A 17,438-nucleotide genomic window follows, 5' to 3' on the forward strand; every position below is an offset into this window, starting at 1 on the left:
TTCCACTCCAAGGAGACACCATGAATCGATATTGGAATTTCGCTGGCGGACTCACGGTCCTGGCGCTGGCCGCCTGCTCGTCGGTGCCCGTTCCCCACGCGGGTCTGGAAGCGGCGAAGCGCGACTACGCGCAAGCGAGCAGCGATCCGAACACCAGTCGCTACGCCGCGACGGAGCTCGCCAAGGCCAGGGAATCCCTGGACCGGGCCGACTTCGCCTGGCGGGAGCGCAAGGACCCGTCTGAGCTGGACAGCGCCGCCACGATCGCTTCCCAACGTGCGCAGACGGCGATCAACCTGGGCTCCGCGCGCGCCGCCGACGCCAAGGTCGAATCGGCCGGCCTCGAACGCGAGCGCCTGCGCGCGGAGGTCCGCACCCGTCAGGCCCAGGTCGCACAGGGACAGGCCCAGGTCGCGCAGGGCCAGGCGGCCACCGCGGAGGCCGCCGCCATGGCTGCTTCCGAGCGCGCCAACCGCCTGCAGCGCGAGCTCGCGGAAATCCAGGCCAAGCCGACGCCGCAAGGCCTCGTCGTCATGCTGCAGGACGTCCTGTTCGACACCGGCAAGGCGACGCTGAAGGAGGGGGCGTACAGCCGCCTGGACACCCTGTCCTCGGCCCTGCGCAACCACCCGGAACGCCGCATCCTGATCGAGGGCTTCACCGACAGCACGGGCAGCGCGGAGAGCAATCTCACCCTGTCCCGCGCCCGCGCGGAATCTGTGCGGGATGCGCTGGCGAAGCGCGGTGTCGAGGCTGGCCGGATCGACGTCCGCGGCAACGGCGAGGCACGGCCCGTGGCCTCCAACGACACCGCCGCGGGGCGTCAGCAGAACCGACGCGTGGAGATCGTGTTCTCCGACGAACGCGGCGCGTTTGCCGGGGTACGTTGAAATCGGTAGGTCCGGGAGGGAAATCGGGCGTCCCGAAGCCCGGTTTCTCGACCGAGTCCTTGACCGATCCTGAGTCGATGTTTCCTTCTGACCACAGGGCGGCCCGGTCGCTGGGCCGGCCGCCAACCGCACTGGTCGGCATGCCGGCCAGCGCTCGTGGCCGGAATGCAGAAAGCCCGCTTGCGCGGGCTTTCTTGCGTGCGATCCAGACCAGCGGGGGTTGTTCAGGCCGCTGCCTGCTGCCCGGCGTGGGCGTCCGCCATCAGCGGAATCCCGATCGGCGCGTCCAGGGGCGCCTCGATCGCGTCGCCGCCGTCGCCACCGTCCATGGGACGGATGTTCTGCGCCAGCTGGCCCTTCGGGCCTTGCACCAGCTCGTAGCTCACCTTGCCGCCTTGCTTGAGCGTCCGGAAGCCGTCCATCTGAATGGCTGAGAAGTGCGCGAAAACGTCGCCTCCGCCTTGTTCGGGTTCAATGAAGCCAAACCCTTTGGCATCGTTGAACCACTTGACCGTGCCTGTTGCCATGTTCTTCTCCATCCCGGTGTCTTTCTCGCACCGGGGCGGATTCTCAAATCCGTGTCAAGTCAGTGTCAATTGAGGAACTCCCCGGGGTAAGGAGCCGCGAAGGTGACAAACTCGGGGCATTGACAGGCGGAAGCCTGTCCCCATGTAGGGTGCTCCCGCTGTTTATAGAATCGGTTCATGCCATTGTTTGCCCAACAGCCCCCACCCGCGGGACCGCCCGGCCCTCAGCCGCCGGGTCCGGAGGACGGTGGGAATTCGACCACCCTGGAGCGTGTCGCTCAGAAGACGGAGCCGCCGCGCCTGTACCAGGTGCTGATGCTCAATGACGACTTCACACCGATGGAGTTTGTGGTGATGGTCTTGCAGGAGTACTTCCGCCATGACCTGGATACGGCCACCCAGATCATGTTGAAGATCCATCACGACGGTCGTGGCGTCTGCGGTGTTTTCACCAAGGACGTCGCGGCCACCAAGGTCGAAATGGTGCTGGCGGCCGCACGGCGCGCCGGTCACCCCCTGCAGTGCATTATGGAGGCCGCATGATTGCGCAAGAGCTTGAAGTCAGCCTGCACATGGCGTTTGTCGAAGCGCGCCAGCAGCGCCACGAGTTCATCACCGTGGAACACCTGCTGATGGCGCTGCTGGACAACCCGTCCGCGGCGGAGGTGCTGCGCGCATGCGCGGCGAATATCGAGGACCTGCGCAAGTCGCTTGCGCAGTTCATCAAGGAGAACACGCCGACCGTCGGCGGCACCGACGAGGTGGACACCCAGCCCACGCTGGGATTCCAGCGCGTGATCCAGCGCGCGATCATGCACGTCCAGTCGACCGGCAACGGCAAGAAGGAAGTGACCGGCGCCAACGTGCTGGTCGCGATCTTCGGCGAGAAGGACTCCCACGCCGTCTACTACCTGCACCAGCAGGGCGTGACGCGGCTGGACGTCGTCAACTTCATCGCCCACGGCATCAAGAAGAGCGAGCCGCCCGAGCCCCCGAAGGGTCCGGAAGGCAACAGCGGCGAGTCCGAGCGCGAGGAAGGCGAGGGCGGCCAGGGCCAGGGCGGCGGCAAGGGCAGCCCGCTCGAGCAGTTCACCCAGAACCTCAACCAGCTGGCCCGCGACGGCAAGATCGATCCGCTGATCGGCCGCGAGCTCGAGGTCGAGCGCGTGGTGCAGGTGCTGTGCCGCCGCCGCAAGAACAACCCGCTGCTGGTCGGCGAGGCCGGCGTGGGCAAGACCGCGATCGCCGAAGGCCTGGCCTGGCGCATCACCGAGGGCCAGGTGCCCGACGTGCTGGCCGAGGCGGTGGTCTATTCGCTGGACATGGGCGCGCTGCTGGCGGGCACCAAGTACCGCGGCGACTTCGAGCAGCGCCTCAAGGCGGTGATCAAGCAGCTGAAGGACCAGCCCGGCGCGATCCTCTTCATCGACGAGATCCACACCCTGATCGGCGCCGGCGCGGCGTCGGGCGGCACGCTGGACGCGAGCAACCTGCTGAAGCCGGCGCTGTCCTCGGGTCAGCTGAAGTGCATCGGCGCGACGACCTTCAGCGAGTACCGCGGCATCTTCGAGAAGGACGCGGCGCTGTCGCGGCGCTTCCAGAAGATCGACGTGGTCGAGCCGACCGTCGACCAGACCGTCGAGATCCTCAAGGGCCTGAAGTCGCGCTTCGAAGAGCACCACAGCGTCAAGTACGCGCTGACCGCGCTGCAGGCCGCTGCGGAGCTCTCGGCCAAGTACATCAATGACCGTCACCTGCCCGACAAGGCGATCGACGTCATCGACGAGGCCGGTGCCGCCCAGCGCGTGCTCCCGAAGAGCAAGCAGAAGAAGACGATCACCCGCGCGGAGGTCGAGGACATCGTCGCCAAGATCGCGCGCATTCCGCCGGCCTCGGTGTCGTCGGACGATCGCGGCAAGCTCAAGAGCCTGGACCGCGACCTCAAGAGCGTGGTCTTCGGCCAGGATCCGTCCATCGACGCGCTGGCTGCGGCCATCAAGATGGCGCGCTCGGGCCTGGGCAAGCCGGACAAGCCGATCGGTTCTTTCCTGTTCAGCGGCCCGACGGGCGTGGGCAAGACGGAAGTCGCCAAGCAGCTGGCCTACATCCTGGGCATCGAGCTGATCCGCTTCGACATGTCCGAGTACATGGAGCGTCACGCCGTCAGCCGCCTGATCGGCGCGCCTCCGGGCTACGTGGGCTTCGACCAGGGCGGTCTGCTGACCGAGGCGATCACGAAGAAGCCGCACGCGGTGCTGCTGCTCGACGAGATCGAGAAGGCGCATCCGGACGTCTTCAACGTGCTGCTGCAGGTCATGGACCACGGCACGCTGACGGACAACAACGGACGCAAGGCCGACTTCCGCAACGTGATCATCATCATGACCACGAACGCGGGCGCGGAGGCGATGACCAAGTCGACGATCGGCTTCACGACCAAGCGTGAGCAGGGCGACGAGATGGCCGACATCAAGCGTCTGTTCACGCCGGAGTTCCGCAACCGCCTGGACGCGATCGTCAACTTCGGCGCGCTGAACGAGGACATCATCCTGCGGGTGGTGGACAAGTTCCTGCTGCAGCTCGAAAGCCAGCTGGCCGAGAAGAAGGTCGAGGTCACCTTCAGCGACGCGCTGCGCAAGCACCTCGCCGCCAAGGGTTTCGATCCGCAGATGGGTGCCCGTCCGATGCAGCGCCTGATCCAGGACACGATCCGTCGCGCCCTGGCCGACGAACTGCTGTTCGGTCGCCTGATCGACGGCGGCCGCCTCAGCGTGGACGTCGACGACAAGGGCGAGGTCCAGTTGGACATCACGCCCAACAAGAAGGACAACAAGCCCAAGTCCGAACCGGCGACGGCCGACTGACGCTAGTCAACGCCTGACCCCCAAAGCCCGCTCACGCGGGCTTTTTCATTGGTGCGGTGCTCGATGTATCGCATCAAGGGAACCCGGGCCCCGTCTCCGCAGCTTAAGGAGGGAATTTGTCGGCCGGGGCGGCCGACAAAGGAGGGAGACGGAGGAGACGGGGCCCGGGTTCCCTTGATGTTGCTCAGCCGTGTGCCGGGTCTTGCCTGAAGAACCCGGCGAGGAGCCGATACAACCGGGGCTGCTCCGCGAGCAGCTCACGCGGCGCGACGAAGAAGGCTTCGACGGCGACGGCGAAGAACTCTTCGGGGGCTTCCGCGCCGTAGGGATCGATGAGCGTTGCGACGCCCGCGTCGACCTGATCGCAGAACCAATTCCACTCTGCTTCCATCGTCGCTCCCCACTGCAGCCGCAGCGCGGGATCGTCGATGGTCGGCGCGCCGTCGGGTTCGCCGTCGCGCATGTCGAGCACGTGCGCGAACTCGTGGATCACGACGTTGTAGACGGAGTCGTGGCCCTCGACGCGCTCGGTGGCCTCGGGCGCGATCTCGCTCCAGGCGAGCATCAGCGGCCCGCCTTCCATGGCTTCGCCGGCGAGCGTCTCGTCGTACTCGTGGACGACGCCGTCCTCGTCCATGGTCTCGCGCGCGGCGATGACCTCGCCCTCGTGCATCACGATGCCGACGAAGCCGTCGTACCACTCGAGCCCCAGGCGCAACACCGGCAGGCAGGCCTGCGCGGCGACCGCCACCGCGACCTGGTCGGTGACCTCGAAGCCATTGACGCCGTGGAACTCCTTGGCCGCCAGGAAGAGCGAGCACAGGCGGCGCAGCTCGGTGCGGTCCGCCTCGCTGCGGCGGGCGATGAAGGGGTACTGCGTGAGCGTGAGCTCCCACAGCGGGTCGGGAATCGCGAACTGGTCGAGCAGCTTGCGCTCGCGGCGATCGCGCCAGCGTTGGAACAGGCTGCCGATCATGATGCGAGGGTGACCTCGATGGCCGATGTCATCGGGGCAATCCGGCGCAGGCCGTCGGCATCGAGGACGAAGACGTCGCCGCGACCGCCGCCAGGGCCGCCATGGTCGTAGTCCCAATCGGACAGCACGGCGCGCGTGAGCCCGTTGCCGAGATCGTGCACCGCGGGCCGGTGCGTATGGCCGTGGATCAGCGTGTCGCAGCCCGAGGCGCGCAGCCACGCACGCGCCGCGTCGTCATCGACATCCGCCCACGTGGACGGATCGGACTGATGCATCCGGCTCTTCGCGCGCAGGTGTCGCGCCAACGCGCGCCGCGCGAAGAGCGGCATCGCGCGCAGCGCCGCCAGCACGTCGGCCCGGCGCACCACCGCGCGGGCCTTCAGATAACCGACGTCGCCCAGGCAGAGTTGATCGCCATGGCTCAGCAGCCACGAACGTCCGAACGCCTCCAGGCGTGTCGGATCGCCGAGCAGCCGCATGCCGGCATCCGCCGCCATCGCCTCGCCGAGCGCGAAGTCGCGGTTGCCATGCATGAAGAAGAGGGGTTTGCGCGAGGACACCTCGCGCAGCAGATCGAGCGCGAACTGCTCGAAGGTCCCGGCCTGCCAGCGCGCGTCGTCGCCGATCCAGGCCTCGAAGATGTCGCCGAGCAGGAAGACCGCGTCGGCCGACGTTGCCGCCAGGTGGGCGCGGAACCGCGCCAGCGTCGCCGGCATGTCCGGCGACAGGTGCAGGTCGGAGAGCAGGTCGATCCGCCGCCAGCCGCCCGCCGCCCGCAGCGGTACCAGGGGCACCACCGCACGGGGCAGCGGCAAGGCGACGGACCCGGGACTCACTCGACCGCGACGGCGCGCTCGATGATCACCGGATCGACCGGCACATCGTCGTGGAAGCCCGAACGGCTGGTCTTGACCTTCTCGATCTTGTCCACGATGTCCTGGCCGCCGACGACCTTGCCGAACACCGCGTAGCCCCAGCCCGACGGGCTTTCGCTCTTGAAGTTCAGGAAGTCGTTGTCGACCGTGTTGATGAAGAACTGGGCGCTGGCCGAGTGCGGCGCGTTCGTGCGCGCCATCGCCAGCGTGTACTTGTCGTTCTTCAGGCCGTTGTTGGCCTCGTTCTGGATCGGGGCGTCGGTCGGCTTCTGCTTCATGCCTTCCTCGAAGCCGCCGCCCTGGGCCATGAAGCCCTTGATGACGCGGTGGAAGATCGTGCCGTCGTAGTGGCCCTTGGCCACGTAGGCCAGGAAGTTCTCGACGCTCTTGGGGGCCTTCGCGTCATCCAGCTCCACGGTGATCAGACCATGGTTGGTGTGCAGTTCGACTTTCTTGCTCATGTCGTCAACTCCTTATTTCTCGACGGTGGCCTTGTTGATGAGGACGGGGGTGTTGGGCAGGTTCTGGAACGCCGGGTTCTTCGGCGACGGCGCGGTCGGCACCGCGCGGATCTTGTCGACGACGTCCATGCCCTCGGTGACATAACCGAACACGGCGTAGCCGCGGCCATCGGACGCGTAGCCCGGGTCCAGTCCCGGGTTGTCCACGGTATTGATGAAGAACTGCGAGGTCGCCGAGTTCGGGTCGTTGGTCCGTGCCATCGCGATCGAGCCGCGGATGTTCATCAGGCCGTTGCCGGCTTCCAGCGGGATCGGCGCGCGCGTCGGGCGCTGCTTCAGGTCGGGCGTGTAGCCGCCGGTCTGGATCATGAAGTCGCCGATGACGCGATGGAAGATCACGCCGTTGTAGTGGCCGGCCTTCACGTAGGCGAGGAAGTTGGCGACCGTCTTCGGCGCCTTCTCCGCGTCCAGCTTGATCGTGATGTCGCCGGCGGTGGTGCTCAGCTTGACGACCTGGGCCTGGGCGAACGAGGCCGCGAGGCCCAGCACGGCGGCGCCGGCGGCGAGCAGGAGTTTGGATGTCCGCATGGTCCTGATGTCTGTGTGGGGAACGGTGGAAGGGGCGGTGTTCGACGACGCGCCGTCGGCGCGCCGCCCGCGATCATCGCGCCTGGACGCCCTTGGCGTTGTTGAACGCTGTGACGCGTTGCAACTTGACCTTCAGCGCGGTGTCGTCGCCGAGCGCCTGCTTCAGTGCGCGTTCGTAGGACTGCTGGGCCAGGCGCATCAGCACGTCGCCCATGTTCTCCTGCGCCTGCGCGTGGTCGGGCTGCAGGTCCAGGGCGCGGGTCAGCGCCTGGCGGGCCGCCTCGTACTCGCCGCGCGCGGCGTGGATGACGGCCAGGTTGTTGTACGGGTCGGCGAGGTCGGGGAAGTCCTCGGTCAGGCCGGTGAAGAGGGCGCGGGCGCGCTCGAGCTGCTGCTGCTCGAGCAGCATCGTGCCCAGCGCGAAGCGCAGGCGCGGGTCGTCGGGCGTGGCTTTCAGGCCGGTCTCGGCGGTCTGGATCGCCTGGTCGCGCTTGCCGGCGGCCCACAGGGCCTGCGCGTCGTCGAGCGTCGCGGCATGCGTCAGGGTCGCGCCGGTCAGCGCCAGGGCGACGCAGCAGAAGCGGATCAGGGCGGGAAGTCTTGACGGAAGTCTTGGCATGGGGTCGGGCCGCTATACTGCCGGGCATTCTAGAGCGAGCTTTCGTCTCCCGCTCGCCTCCCGGCCGGCTCTCCGGCCCACCCGCACCGCACCGTCCGAACTGTCGATTGCGCCGCCCCTCGCGACCCGTCGCCAGCGCGGCGCGAGCCCCGTATGTCTTCCTTGCGCATCTACAACACGCTGGACCGCCAGCTCCAGGACTTCCAACCCATCGAGCCGGGCAAGGTCCGCATGTACGTCTGCGGCATCACGGTCTACGACCTGTGCCACATGGGCCATGCGCGCATGAACATCGCGTTCGACGTCGTCTACCGGTGGCTCCAGGCCAGCGGGTTCGACGTCACGTACGTGCGCAACATCACCGACATCGACGACAAGATCATCCGTCGCGCGCTCGAACGCGGCATCACGATCGGCCAGCTCACCAGCGACAACATCGCCGCGATGCATCGCGACTTCGACGCGCTGGGCATCGCCAAGCCGACGCATGAGCCGCGCGCCACCGAGTACGTCCCGCAGATGCTGGACATCATCGGCAGGCTCGAGACCAAGGGCCTGGCCTACCAGGCCGACGGCGGCGGCGACGTGAACTACGCGGTGCGCAAGTTCGACGGCTACGGCAAGCTCAGCGGCAAGTCGCCGGACCAGCTGCGCGCCGGTGAACGCGTGGCGGTCGACGACGGCAAGCGCGATCCGCTGGACTTCGTGCTGTGGAAGTCGGCCAAGGCCGAGGAGCCCGTCGAGGCCAAGTGGGCCAGCCCCTGGGGCGAAGGCCGCCCGGGCTGGCACATCGAGTGCTCGGCCATGAGCTGCGCGCTGCTGGGCGAGCGCTTCGACATCCACGGCGGCGGCATGGACCTGCAGTTCCCGCACCACGAGAACGAGATCGCGCAGAGCGAAGGCGCCTTCGGCCACTTCGTCAATTACTGGCTGCACAACGGCTTCCTGAACATCGACGGCGAGAAGATGTCCAAGAGCCTGGGCAACTTCTTCACCATCCGGGAAGTGCTGGAGAAGTTCGACGGCGAGTCGATCCGCTTCTTCATGCTGCGCACGCAGTACCGCAGCCCGTTCAACTTCAGCGATGTCAGCCTGGACGATGCACGCACCGCGCTGCGCCGGCTGTACACGGCGCTGGACGCGGTCGCGCCGGCGGACGTGACCATCGATTGGACGCAAGGTCCGGCGGTGGCGTTCAAGGCCGCGATGGACGACGACTTCAATACGCCCGGCGCGTTGGCCGTGCTGTTCGAACTGGCCAATCAGGTCAATCGCGACCGGTCCGCGCAGGACGCCGGTCTGCTGAAGGCGCTGGGCGGCGTGCTGGGCGTGCTGCAGCAGGCGCCGAAGACCTTCCTGCAAGCCGGCGCGGGCCTGGACGAGGCCGCGATCGACGCGCAGATCGCCGCGCGCGCCGCCGCCAAGGCGGGCCGTGATTTCGCCGAGGCCGACCGCATCCGCAAGGCGCTCGCCGAACAAGGCATCGAGCTGAAGGATTCCCCGACCGGCACGACCTGGGTTCGTGCATCGAAGGTTGGAGAGCAGGCCTGATGGCGCGTGTCGCGACCGCCGGGGTGACCCCGGACTATTGGGACGAAGCCTGCAGACATCTGGTCAAGCGCGACCGGGTGATGAAGAAGCTGATCCCGCAATTCGGCGAGGCGCGGCTGCAGAGCCGCGGCGACGCGTTCACGACGCTGGCGCGTTCCATCGTCGGCCAGCAGATCTCGGTGAAGGCGGCGCAGAGCGTGTGGGACAAGTTCGCCGAGCTGACCTCGGGACCGTCCAACCGCATCAAGCCGACCGAGGTGCTGAGCCTCGACAAGACCGCGCTGCGCGCCGTCGGGCTCTCGGTGCGCAAGGTCGAGTACCTCAGCGACCTGGCCCAGCATTTCGAAACCGGTCAGGTCCATGTGCGTCAATGGGCGCACATGGAAGACGAAGCCATCATCGACGAGCTGGTCGCGATCCGCGGCATCGGCCGCTGGACGGCGGAGATGTTCCTGATCTTCCACCTGATGCGGCCGAACGTGCTGCCGCTGGACGATCTGGGACTGCTGAAAGGCATCAGCCAGCATTACTTCAGCGACGAACCCGTGTCGCGCGCGGAGGCCCGAGAGCTGGGCGAGGGCTGGGCCCCGTATCGCTCGGTGGCCACATGGTACATTTGGCGGAGCCTCGATCCGCTACCCGTGGATTACTGAGAATGAGCAAGAAACACTTCCTCGAATTCGAGCAGCCGATCGCCGAGCTCGAAACCAAGATCGACGAGCTCCGCTACGTGCAGAGCGAGTCCGCGGTGGACATCTCGGAAGAGATCGACCGCCTCGGCAAGAAGAGCCTGCAGCTCACGAAGGACATCTATTCGAATGTCCTGCCGTGGCAGGTCTATCAGGTCGCGCGCCATCCGCAACGTCCGCAGACGCTGGACTACTGCAGCGAAGTCTTCACCGAGTTCGAAGAGCTGCACGGCGACCGCCACTTCGCGGATGACGCCGCGATCGTCGGCGGTCTCGCGCGCTTCAACGGCCAGGCCTGCATGGTCATCGGCCATCAGCGCGGTTCCGACGCGAAGGAGCGCACGCTGCGCAACTTCGGCATGCCGCGCCCCGAGGGTTACCGCAAGGCGCTGCGCCTGCTGAAGCTGGCCGAGAAGTTCGGCCTGCCGGTGTTCACGTTCATCGACACGATGGGCGCGTACCCGGGCATCGGCGCGGAAGAGCGCAGCCAGTCCGAAGCGATCGGCCGCAACATCTTCGAGATGGCGCAACTTGAAGTGCCCATCATCGCGACCGTGATCGGCGAGGGCGGCTCCGGCGGTGCGCTGGCGATCGGCGTGGCCGACCAGGTGCTGATGCTGCAGTTCTCCGCCTATTCGGTGATCTCGCCGGAAGGTTGCGCGTCGATCCTGTGGAAGACGGCGGCGCGTGCTCCCGAGGCCGCCGAGGCGCTGGGCATCACCGCGCACCGCCTGAAGGCGCTGGGCCTGATCGACAAGATCGTCAGCGAGCCGGTGGGCGGCGCGCATCGCGATCCGAAGCAGATGGCGTCCAACCTGAAGCGCGCGCTCGGCGATGCGCTCCGCCAGGTCTCCGACCTGAAGACCAAGGAACTGCTGGACCGCCGCTACGAGCGTCTGCAGGCCTATGGTCGATTCGGCGACACCAAGAGCCGCTGATCTGCGCTCCGACGCCGGCGTCGACGCCGGTGCTGCTACCGGCGACCAGCCCGGGGCTCAAGCCGGCTCCGACGAAGCCTCCCGCCGCGTGATTGCGGTCGCCACCAGCGGCGGCCGCGATTCGACGGCGCTCCTCCACGCCACCGCTGTTGCCGCCCGTCCGCTCGGGCTGCACGTGGTGGCGTTGCACATCCATCATGGGCTGAGCGATCACGCCGACGCGTGGCTGACGCATCTGCAGGCGCAGATCGAGGGTTGGGCGGCGGAAGGCCTGCCCGTGTCGCTCGTGCATGAGCGGCTGGGCGGCGCGCCCGGACCCGGCGACAGCATCGAGGCCTGGGCTCGTGCCGGCCGACATCAGGCGTTGCAACGCCTGACCCTCGCGGCCGGCGCCGATCTGCTGCTGCTGGCGCATCACCGGCGTGATCAGGCGGAGACCTTCCTGCTGCAGGCCATGCGCGGCGCCGGCGTGGCCGGACTGTCCGCCATGCCGCGCACGCAGTGGCGCGACGGCGTCTGCTGGGTTCGTCCCTGGCTGGATCGTCGGCGCGAATCCATCGAGGCCTATGTCGCCGAGCATGGCTTGCGCTTCATCGAGGACGACAGCAACGGCGACGCGCGTTTCGCCCGCAACCGGCTTCGCCTGCAGGCATGGCCCGCGCTGACCGCGGAGGCTCCCGGCGCGGAAGCCGCGCTGGCGCAGGCCGCCTCATGGGCGCAGGAAGCGGCGGAACTCCAGCGCGAGATCGCCGAGGAGGATCTGACCCGCTGGTCCGATGACGACGGCTTGTCGCAGGCCATGCTGGGTACGCTCAGTCCGGCGCGCGCGTCCAACGCATTGCGCGCCTGGCTGCATCGCGCGACAGGACGGACCGCACCCGCGACCCTGATTCGTCGCCTGATGGCGGAGGCGCCGGCCGCAACCGTGGCGCGCTGGCCCTTGGGCGAGGCCGAGCTGCATCTCTATCGCGGTAGGTTCTTCGTGCAAGCGCCACCGCGGGTGCGAAGTCCCGCTCGAGCGGAGGCACTGCCCGCATCGCTGCTGGGACTCGGGGTCGCCGCCGCGGTGGACGACACGGCGATGCGCATCGATCTCACCCGGCCCGGGCGCCACCCGGTGGCGGCGTGGGGCGGCGCATTCGATGTCGAACCCGTGAGCACGGGGGGTGTTTCGCTTTCTGCGCTCAGCAATGTCGAGTTGCGCCCGCGCGAAGGCGGCGAGCAGTTCCAGGCACATGCCAAGGGCCTGGCCCGCTCGCTCAGGAAGTGCTGGCAGACCGCCGGAATCCCCGCTGTCCAGAGGGAAGGGCCGCTGATCTACGTCGATGGCGCGTTGCTTTTCGCGCCCGGACTGGGCATCGACGCGCGCTGGATCGCGCCGGCCGATGAAGCACAAATGGCACTGCGCTGGGTGCCCGAGGCATGCGGATCCCGCATGGACAGCGACGTTGCGGGCAAGGGCGGGTCTTAGAATCGCCGATCCACCCGCAGCAGGCCTCTGACACTCCCATGGCATTGATCGTTCACAAGTACGGCGGCACCTCGATGGGGTCGACCGACCGCATCCGCAACGTGGCCAAGCGCGTCGCCAAATGGGCGCGAGCGGGTCACCAGATGGTGGTGGTCCCCTCGGCGATGAGCGGCGAGACCAACCGCCTGCTCGGCCTGGCCAAGGAACTGTCGCCGGGCAGCTCGTCGCCGTCGCTGATGCGCGAACTCGACATGATCGCCTCGACCGGCGAACAGGTCTCCGTCGGCCTGCTGGCGATCGCGCTGCAGGCCGAGGGCATGGACGCCGTCAGCTACACCGGCTGGCAGGTCGGCGTGTCGACCGACAACTCGTACACCAAGGCCCGCATCGAGAGCATCGACGACGCCAAGGTCAAGGCCGACCTCGACGCCGGCCGCGTGGTCGTCATCACCGGCTTCCAGGGCGTGGACGAGGACCGCAACATCACGACGCTGGGCCGCGGCGGCTCGGACACGTCGGCGGTGGCGATCGCCGCGGCGATCAAGGCCGACGAATGCCTGATCTACACCGACGTCGACGGCGTCTACACGACCGATCCGCGCGTCGTCCCGGAAGCGCGCCGCATGAGCACCATCAGCTTCGAGGAGATGCTGGAGATGGCCTCGCTCGGCTCCAAGGTGCTGCAGATCCGCTCGGTGGAATTCGCCGGCAAGTACCGCGTCCCGATGCGCGTGCTGAGCAGCTTCACGCCCTGGGACATCGACATCGACGAAGAAGCCAAGTCCGGCACCCTGATCACTTTTGAAGAGGACGAACAAATGGAACAAGCCGTCGTCTCCGGCATTGCATTCAACCGCGACGAGGCCAAGGTGACGCTGCTGGGCGTGCCGGACAAGCCCGGCATCGCGTTCCAGATCCTGGGCCCGGTGGCCGACGCCAACATCGACGTCGACGTGATCATCCAGAACGTGTCGCAGGACGGGAAGACCGACTTCTCGTTCACCGTGCACCGCAACGACTACCAGCGCGCGATGGAGTTGCTGGAGAAGGTCGTGGGACCGGCGGTGCAGGCCGCCAAGGTGACCGGCGACCAGCGCATCTGCAAGGTGTCCATCGTGGGCATCGGCATGCGTTCGCACGTGGGCGTGGCGTCGAAGATGTTCCGCTCCTTGTCGGAAGAGGGCATCAACATCCAGATGATCACGACCAGCGAGATCAAGACCTCCGTCGTCATCGACGAGAAGTACATGGAGCTGGCTGTGCGCGCCTTGCATCGCGCGTTCGATCTGGATCAGGACATCGAGGCCTGATGAAGGAATGAGGCCTGCGTTTCACTTGAGCGCGCGAGAAGCCATGCTATAGTCGCTGCTTCTCCGGTTGGAGACGTGACCGAGTGGCCGAAGGTGCTCCCCTGCTAAGGGAGTATGTGGGCAAAACCTGCATCGAGGGTTCGAATCCCTCCGTCTCCGCCAACCAGATGTGAAACCCCCGCAGCGCAAGTTGCGGGGGTTTTTGCATTCCGGGGCGACTGAATGCATTCCAGACTACTGCAGTGGGTCAGGAAAACTTTCAGCGGTCTTCGGGCGATGTGTCCTAAAGTCATCGCATGTACACGCCCAAGCATTTCGACCTGCCGGACCTGTCGCATGCCCGGCTGATGATCCAGGAGCATCCGCTGTCCACGCTGATGCTGATCGATCCGGCGCACGGCCTGTCGGCGACGCCGGTGCCGATGATCTGGGGTGCGCCGACCGATCCCGCCGATGGCGAGGGCTGGTGGCTCGAAGGTCACCTGGCGCGCGCGAACCCGCATGTGGCCGCGCTGATGTCGCCGGAGCTGGGCGAGGTGCTCGTGCAGTTCAACGGTCCCGGCGCCTACATCTCGCCGAGCCACTACGACACGCCGCTGTCGGTGCCGACGTGGAACTACCTGACCCTGCAGGTCCATGGCCGCGTGCAGATCATCGACGAGGAGCACGCGAAGGACGCGCTGCTCAAGCGCCTCATCGCGACGCAGGAACCCGACTACGCAGCGCAATGGCGCGGCCTGCCGGAAGACTTCCAGCGCAAGATGCTGGGCGCGATCGTCGGCTTCCGCGTGCCGGTGGAGCGCTGGACGATGAAGGCCAAGATCAGCCAGAACCGCAGCGCCGCCGAGCGCGAGCGCATCCTGGCTCATCAGGAGCACCACGGCTCGCTGGAGGAGCAGATCCTGGCGAGATGGGTGAGGGAGCTCGCGCCGCGCTGAGCGAGGGATTGCTCATGGGGTCAGGTCTTGCCTGATCGCGCTCGGACTGCCATCTAGGACTTCCCCGAACACGCCCAGCAACTTTGGGTCAGTGATCTTCGACGCGTGTCCTCCTAACGTTGCGCTCTGCAACAACGCAAGGAGATGGCGACGTGTCTGGGAATGAAGACAAGGGTTGGGCGCGGCGAGAAGTGTGGAAATTTCTTCTGCGCTGCGGCTTCGGATTCTTCGTCGCGTTCATGGTGAAACTCGCAGGGTTCGGCGAAAGGATTCCGAACTTTGTCCTCATGACGGGCTCGATGCTTTGCATCGTCTATCTCCTGGACTTGTTGTGTCGAACATGGCGGCATCGCCGTCATAGAGCCCGTCGCCCGTCTGGCGCGAAGGGCGATCAACCCATTGGAGAAGAAGATGTTTGAACAGCTCACTGAAGAAGAGATCGACTGTGTGTACGGTGGCATGGGCAATGGCGGCGGCGGCCCGATGAAGGTCTCGCAACTCGATAAGGGGGCCGGCCACGGATCGTGCACCGAAGGCATTCTTGGCGGAATGATCGTTGGCCTCTTTGGTGGCCTTGCGACTGGGAACTTGATTGGCCTTGCAGGGGCATCGGTGGGAGGCATGCTTGGAGGGGCAATGTCTGGCGGGTGCTTCCGCAACCCGCCGCCGAAGAACATGCTGCAGTGATCTGCCGCCCAGTGTTCTGACGTAGATTGACGTCGAGAAAAGAAGAAGGCCCGCTGCAAGCGGGCCTTCTCGTTGTCGAGCGATGCGGCTGTGAAGCCGCCTTCGATCACATGCTCACATAGTTCGGCCCGCCGCCGCCTTCCGGCGTGACCCAGACGATGTTCTGCGTCGGGTCCTTGATGTCGCAGGTCTTGCAGTGCACGCAGTTCTGCGCGTTGATCTGCAGCCGCTCGACGTTGTCGTCGGTCTTCACGAACTCATAGACACCGGCCGGGCAGTAGCGGGCCTCGGGGCCCGCGTACTTCGCCAGGTTGACCTGCACGGGGATGCTGTTGTCCTTCAGCGTCAGGTGGGCCGGCTGGTTCTCCTCATGGTTCGTGTTGGACACGAACACCGACGACAACCGGTCGAAGGTCAGCTTGCCGTCCGGCTTCGGGTACTCGATCTTCGGCATCTCCGACGCGGGGCGCAGGAAGACGTGATCGGGCTTGTCGCGATGCAGCGTCCACGGCGGGCTCTTGATGCCCAGCTTGGGCAGCAGCCACTGCTCGATGCCCGTCATCAGCGCGCCGACGGTCGTGCCCTTCTTGAACCAGGCCTTGAAGTTGCGCGATTGATCGAGCTCCTCGCGCAGCCAGCTCTTCTCGAAGGCGGCCGGGTAGGCGCTCAGCTCGTCGAACGAGCGGCCCGCGGCCAGCGCCTCGACGATGGCGTCGGCGCACATCATCCCGGACTTGATCGCCGCATGGCTGCCCTTGATGCGCGCGGCGTTCAGGTAACCGGCGTCGTCGCCGACCAACGCGCCGCCCGGGAAGACCTGCTTGGGCAGGCTCAGCAGACCGCCGGCGGTGATCGCGCGCGCGCCGTAGCCCAGGCGCTTGCCGCCTTCGATGTGCTTGCGGATCGCGGGGTGCGTCTTCCAGCGCTGCATCTCCTCGAACGGCGACATCCACGGGTTCTGGTAGTCGAGGCCGACCACGAAGCCCAGCGTCACCTTGTTGCCCTCGAGGTGGTACAGGAAACCGCCGCCGTAGGTCGAGTTGTCCATCGGCCAGCCGGCCGTGTGCACGACCAGGCCGGGCTGCGCCTTGTCGGCCGGCACTTCCCACAGCTCCTTGATGCCGATGCCGTAGGTCTGCGGATCCTTGCCCGCGTCGAGCTGGAACTTCGCGATCAGCTGCTTGCCCAGGTGGCCGCGCGCGCCCTCCGCGAAGACCGTGTACTTGCCGTGCAGCTCCATGCCGAGCTGGAAGCCTTCATGCGGCTCGCCGTCCTTGCCGAGGCCCACGTTGCCCGTGGCGACGCCCTTGACCCGGCCCTGCTCGTCGTAGACGACCTCGGCCGCGGCGAAGCCGGCGAAGATCTCCACGCCCAGCGCCTCGGCCTGCTGCGCCAGCCACTTCGTGACGTTGCCCAGCGAGATGACGTAGTTGCCGTGGTTGTGGAAGCAGCGGGGGATCAGCGCCTGCGGCGTGTCGGTGTGGCCGGACTCGCTCAGGAACAGCACCTGGTCGCCGGTGACCGGCTGGCCCAGCGGCGCGCCGAGTTCCTTCCAGTTGGGGAACAGCTCGGTGAGCGCGCGCGGGTCCATGACCGCGCCGGAAAGGATGTGCGCGCCGGCCTCCGAGCCCTTCTCGAGCACCACCACCGAGATCTCCTGGCCCTTCTCCGCGGCGATCTGCTTGAGCCGGATCGCGGTCGCCAGGCCGGCGGGACCGCCGCCGACGACCACGACGTCGTAGTCCATGCTGTCGCGCGGACCGTACTGGGCGATGAGTTCTTCGGAGGTCATGGTCATCCTTGCTCGTTCTAGTCGGAGTCCTGGCCGTGCACGCGCGGATCGGCGGGGGCCGGCTCGCTGTCTGGCTGGGGCGGTTTGCGGCGCATTCTAGCCGCGTGAAGGGAAAAAAGAACGGTCGTGCTTTTTATGAAATAGAGAGGGGTGTCGATCGCGCGACCTTCATCCGGGCCGACCCGAATGGGGCTCCTGTGCCAGGGGCACGCGCCGTACCATGGCTGCGAAGCGATTCATCTTCCAAGCCTTCGAACCGAGG

The 17,438-nt window shown here is 66.7% G+C and carries 18 protein-coding genes and 1 tRNA gene; 12 read left to right on the plus strand and 7 right to left on the minus strand.

Features of this window, described 5'->3' with window-relative positions; translation table 11 throughout:
• The first annotated feature begins 20 nt into the window (after positions 1 to 20).
• The gene (locus tag ACQ4L4_RS01330) at positions 21 to 890 is read left to right on the plus strand and encodes an OmpA family protein (protein WP_431102429.1); all 870 of its coding nucleotides are present in this window, start codon (positions 21 to 23) and stop codon (positions 888 to 890) included.
• A gap of 224 nt (positions 891 to 1,114) precedes the next feature.
• Here ACQ4L4_RS01330 and ACQ4L4_RS01335 read toward each other — a convergent pair whose 3' ends face one another.
• A complete protein-coding gene (locus tag ACQ4L4_RS01335; protein ID WP_377156425.1) occupies positions 1,115 to 1,429 on the minus strand; it encodes a cold-shock protein in 315 nt (104 codons plus the stop codon).
• Between the two features lie 165 nt (positions 1,430 to 1,594).
• Here ACQ4L4_RS01335 and clpS point away from each other — a divergent pair, with 165 nt between their 5' ends.
• Entirely contained in the window at positions 1,595 to 1,960 is a 366-nt protein-coding gene (gene clpS / locus ACQ4L4_RS01340) for an ATP-dependent Clp protease adapter ClpS (RefSeq protein ID WP_377156424.1), read from the plus strand.
• Entirely contained in the window at positions 1,957 to 4,281 is a 2,325-nt protein-coding gene (gene clpA / locus ACQ4L4_RS01345; protein ID WP_377156422.1) for an ATP-dependent Clp protease ATP-binding subunit ClpA, read from the plus strand. Before clpS ends, clpA begins: the two co-directional genes overlap by 4 nt.
• Before the next feature lie 184 nt (positions 4,282 to 4,465).
• On the opposite strand, the gene ACQ4L4_RS01350 is transcribed toward clpA, so the two are convergent.
• From ACQ4L4_RS01350 to ACQ4L4_RS01370, 5 genes are all read right to left on the minus strand, one after another.
• The gene (locus tag ACQ4L4_RS01350) at positions 4,466 to 5,257 is read right to left on the minus strand and encodes a zinc-dependent peptidase (protein ID WP_431102430.1); all 792 of its coding nucleotides are present in this window, start codon (positions 5,255 to 5,257) and stop codon (positions 4,466 to 4,468) included.
• On the minus strand, positions 5,254 to 6,072 hold the full coding sequence (locus ACQ4L4_RS01355; RefSeq protein ID WP_431102431.1) for a UDP-2,3-diacylglucosamine diphosphatase: 819 nt from the start codon (positions 6,070 to 6,072) through the stop codon (positions 5,254 to 5,256). The genes ACQ4L4_RS01350 and ACQ4L4_RS01355 overlap by 4 nt, the downstream gene beginning before the upstream one ends.
• A gap of 17 nt (positions 6,073 to 6,089) precedes the next feature.
• Positions 6,090 to 6,593, minus strand: a complete 504-nt coding sequence (locus ACQ4L4_RS01360) for a peptidylprolyl isomerase (RefSeq protein ID WP_431102432.1) — start codon at positions 6,591 to 6,593, stop codon at positions 6,090 to 6,092.
• Between the two features lie 12 nt (positions 6,594 to 6,605).
• Entirely contained in the window at positions 6,606 to 7,181 is a 576-nt protein-coding gene (locus ACQ4L4_RS01365; RefSeq protein ID WP_431102433.1) for a peptidylprolyl isomerase, read from the minus strand.
• Positions 7,182 to 7,254: 73 nt separating this feature from the next.
• The gene (locus ACQ4L4_RS01370) at positions 7,255 to 7,800 is read right to left on the minus strand and encodes a tetratricopeptide repeat protein (protein ID WP_377156414.1); all 546 of its coding nucleotides are present in this window, start codon (positions 7,798 to 7,800) and stop codon (positions 7,255 to 7,257) included.
• Between the two features lie 153 nt (positions 7,801 to 7,953).
• Here ACQ4L4_RS01370 and cysS point away from each other — a divergent pair, with 153 nt between their 5' ends.
• The 9 genes from cysS (at position 7,954) to ACQ4L4_RS01415 (ending at position 15,384) form a co-directional block, all read left to right on the plus strand.
• Positions 7,954 to 9,351, plus strand: a complete 1,398-nt coding sequence (gene cysS, locus ACQ4L4_RS01375) for a cysteine--tRNA ligase (RefSeq protein ID WP_431102434.1) — start codon at positions 7,954 to 7,956, stop codon at positions 9,349 to 9,351.
• Positions 9,351 to 10,004 (plus strand): DNA-3-methyladenine glycosylase family protein, encoded by a 654-nt coding sequence (locus ACQ4L4_RS01380; RefSeq protein ID WP_431102435.1) that lies wholly within the window; start codon positions 9,351 to 9,353, stop codon positions 10,002 to 10,004. The genes cysS and ACQ4L4_RS01380 overlap by 1 nt, the downstream gene beginning before the upstream one ends.
• 2 nt (positions 10,005 to 10,006) lie before the next feature.
• Positions 10,007 to 10,978, plus strand: coding sequence for an acetyl-CoA carboxylase carboxyltransferase subunit alpha (locus ACQ4L4_RS01385; RefSeq protein WP_431102436.1), 972 nt, complete (start codon positions 10,007 to 10,009; stop codon positions 10,976 to 10,978).
• Entirely contained in the window at positions 10,947 to 12,449 is a 1,503-nt protein-coding gene (gene tilS / locus ACQ4L4_RS01390) for a tRNA lysidine(34) synthetase TilS (RefSeq protein ID WP_431102437.1), read from the plus strand. The genes ACQ4L4_RS01385 and tilS overlap by 32 nt, the downstream gene beginning before the upstream one ends.
• Positions 12,450 to 12,487: 38 nt before the next feature.
• Positions 12,488 to 13,759, plus strand: a complete 1,272-nt coding sequence (locus ACQ4L4_RS01395; protein ID WP_067269429.1) for an aspartate kinase — start codon at positions 12,488 to 12,490, stop codon at positions 13,757 to 13,759.
• A gap of 69 nt (positions 13,760 to 13,828) precedes the next feature.
• Positions 13,829 to 13,921: transfer RNA gene (locus ACQ4L4_RS01400), tRNA-Ser, on the plus strand.
• Between the two features lie 134 nt (positions 13,922 to 14,055).
• Positions 14,056 to 14,697, plus strand: coding sequence for an FMN-binding negative transcriptional regulator (locus tag ACQ4L4_RS01405; RefSeq protein WP_431102438.1), 642 nt, complete (start codon positions 14,056 to 14,058; stop codon positions 14,695 to 14,697).
• Between the two features lie 152 nt (positions 14,698 to 14,849).
• Positions 14,850 to 15,116, plus strand: a complete 267-nt coding sequence (locus ACQ4L4_RS01410) for a hypothetical protein (RefSeq protein WP_431102439.1) — start codon at positions 14,850 to 14,852, stop codon at positions 15,114 to 15,116.
• A complete protein-coding gene (locus ACQ4L4_RS01415) occupies positions 15,109 to 15,384 on the plus strand; it encodes a hypothetical protein (RefSeq protein ID WP_431102440.1) in 276 nt (91 codons plus the stop codon). The genes ACQ4L4_RS01410 and ACQ4L4_RS01415 overlap by 8 nt, the downstream gene beginning before the upstream one ends.
• A 106-nt stretch (positions 15,385 to 15,490) precedes the next feature.
• On the opposite strand, the gene ACQ4L4_RS01420 is transcribed toward ACQ4L4_RS01415, so the two are convergent.
• Positions 15,491 to 17,176, minus strand: a complete 1,686-nt coding sequence (locus tag ACQ4L4_RS01420) for a 4Fe-4S dicluster domain-containing protein (protein WP_431104843.1) — start codon at positions 17,174 to 17,176, stop codon at positions 15,491 to 15,493.
• Positions 17,177 to 17,438 lie beyond the last annotated feature (262 nt).

Source organism: Roseateles noduli, assembly GCF_050626985.1.
Taxonomy (GTDB): domain Bacteria; phylum Pseudomonadota; class Gammaproteobacteria; order Burkholderiales; family Burkholderiaceae_C; genus Roseateles; species Roseateles noduli_A.